This window comes from Sphaerospermopsis aphanizomenoides BCCUSP55 (assembly GCF_001586785.1).
GTDB classification, from domain to species: Bacteria; Cyanobacteriota; Cyanobacteriia; order Cyanobacteriales; family Nostocaceae; genus Sphaerospermopsis_A; species Sphaerospermopsis_A aphanizomenoides_A.
This window is the reverse complement of sequence record NZ_LUFH02000242.1, coordinates 1-2,061: the sequence shown is the minus strand read 5'-3', so window position 1 is coordinate 2,061 and position 2,061 is coordinate 1. Positions and strand designations below refer to the sequence as shown.

General features: G+C 45.0%; 1 protein-coding gene. It reads right to left on the bottom strand.

What is annotated here, in order from left to right:
* Nucleotides 1–25: 25 nt before the first annotated feature.
* Nucleotides 26–1,570: a group II intron reverse transcriptase/maturase gene (locus tag A0J48_RS26590; RefSeq protein WP_200327565.1), complete on the bottom strand. Its 1,545-nt coding sequence runs from the start codon at nucleotides 1,568–1,570 to the stop codon at nucleotides 26–28.
* Nucleotides 1,571–2,061 lie beyond the last annotated feature (491 nt).

Below are 2,061 nucleotides of genomic sequence, written 5' to 3'. Positions count from 1 at the left end.
TCATCGCACCCAGCTTCCGATGTTCCTACCTTGTGGTTTTGCCCATGTGGATATAATCATGGCAGCTTTCATGAATAGCTAGAAGGTTTTTGGATCTCCAATTGTTATGATTTCCATCAACGTGGTGCAAATGCACCTTCTCTTCAGAGAGCATTTTTAATCCACAATGTCCACATTTATGGTTTTGCCGTTTTAAGGCTCTAGAGGTTTCATTGTCATAGAGTTTGCTGTTACGCTCGCTCCAATAGGTCAAATCTCCATCAAAAGGCGATTTTTCACCTTTGACATTGATGTGTTTGCTTTCGGAGTAAGAAACTGATGGAAACGCTTTGTCTAGTAGTTTCTTACTAGATTCGCGGTTCTGTTTGGTTTCCTTGTTGAATACCTTAAAAGCTCTTGCTTGGATGTGGTATAGCGAATAACGCGACCCATCCATCTTGCAGTAGCGGTGGTAGTTCCTCCAACCTCTGACTACCGGGGCTAATTTCTCAGCCTTTGTGGTAGCACCATAATTCGAGTTATTGACGATGGCTTTTACTTTCTTGCGAAAAGCTTTATAATTGTCCACTGAAGGAACGCATCTAAACTTTCCGTTTTTCTGCACTTTGAAGTTCCATCCTAGAAAGTCGAAGCCATCTGTCGAGGCGGTTAGCTTTGTCTTTTTCTCGCTGACTTTCATTCCTCGTTCTGCTAGGAACTGACTGATTTTGTCAAGTATTTCTGTGGCATCGTCTTGGGGTCTGATTATTATTACCATGTCGTCGGCATAGCGGACTGATGGCTCTATCATTTGCCCATTAGCATTTTTGTATCTGTGGATACTTTCGATACCATTTAAGGCGATGTTGGCTAACAGTGGACTTACCACCCCACCTTGAGGTGTTCCAAGTTCTGGAAACTCTGGGTTGACTCCAGATTTGAGACATCGGAAGATTCCTTGTCTTATACTCTTGGGAGCGATGAGTCTATCCATAATTGCAGAGTGGTTTATCCTATCGAAGCATTTCTCTATATCGAGTTCAATGACTCGTTTATTTATTCCATTAGCATTGGATTTTAGGTTATTGAACAGGATTTTTTGAGCGTCATGCGCTCTCCGTCCTGGTCTAAACCCATAGCTCTTAGCGTGGAATGTTGCTTCGTGTGCTGGTTCCAATGCGTATTTGGCTAGGCATTGCCAAGCCCTATCTGCAATGGTTGGGACTTTGAGGACGCGGGTTTTCCCGTCCTTTTTGGGGATGGGAATTTCCCGTAGTGGTTGATGATGCCAGTTATTGGTGTTGGTTTTGAGTTCTTCACTCAGTTCAAACCTTTGCTCGAAAGTGAGCGATGCTTTGCCATCAACTCCTGCTGTCTTTTTCCCAGCATTTAGCTGTGTTACTTGACGGATTGCCAGTAATCTCGCTGCGGTGGATTTCAGTATCAGCCTTTGGAGAGACTTTGCTTTGAGCGTGTCTCCAACTTGAATGGCTTTGTACACGCGCTTTTGTAGGCGGAAGAGGTTTTTGCGGAATTTCTTCCACGGTAACTTCTTCCAGGATTCACTAGCATTACTGCTGTGTCTAATCATGCTCTGCTCTAGTTTTGTGTACTCTGAACACCTCAGACCAATTACGGTCTGTCCTACCCGTCTTGAAGGGGTTCTGCTGCTCGTCCAGCCTACTTGGGTTTCGACCTTCCCTAGACCTTCAAGACGTTTTTATTCGTTCCTTCGGTGAGATTGTTCGTTCCATTAGGTGTAGCCAATTCAACCATTGGAATCCCTGGACTCTTGCCGCTATTGGAAAAAGATGCGGCGGGAATTGGCTCCAATCGAGTCGGGTATATAATGTTGTGTCCCGCTCTACAATGGGTTGCTTTTCTAGGCTCTATTTCACCATAGGAACTCCCCATTAGCGCCAGTGTCACCCCACAACAGATGTCTGATTGCGCCCTGTTTCCAGCTTCACCCACCAGAAATACCGAGTCTAGTCAGTGTGGACAGGTCGGGAGTCATACCTGAGTCTGGTAGATGGGACTTTCACCCATATCAGACCGAAAGTTCAACCTTTCTCTATTGCT

Excerpts from the sequence above, each read along its gene's own strand:
- A0J48_RS26590 (WP_200327565.1), bottom strand. The coding sequence starts at position 1,570 with ATGATTAGACACAGCAGTAATGCTAGTGAATCCTGGAAGAAGTTACCG.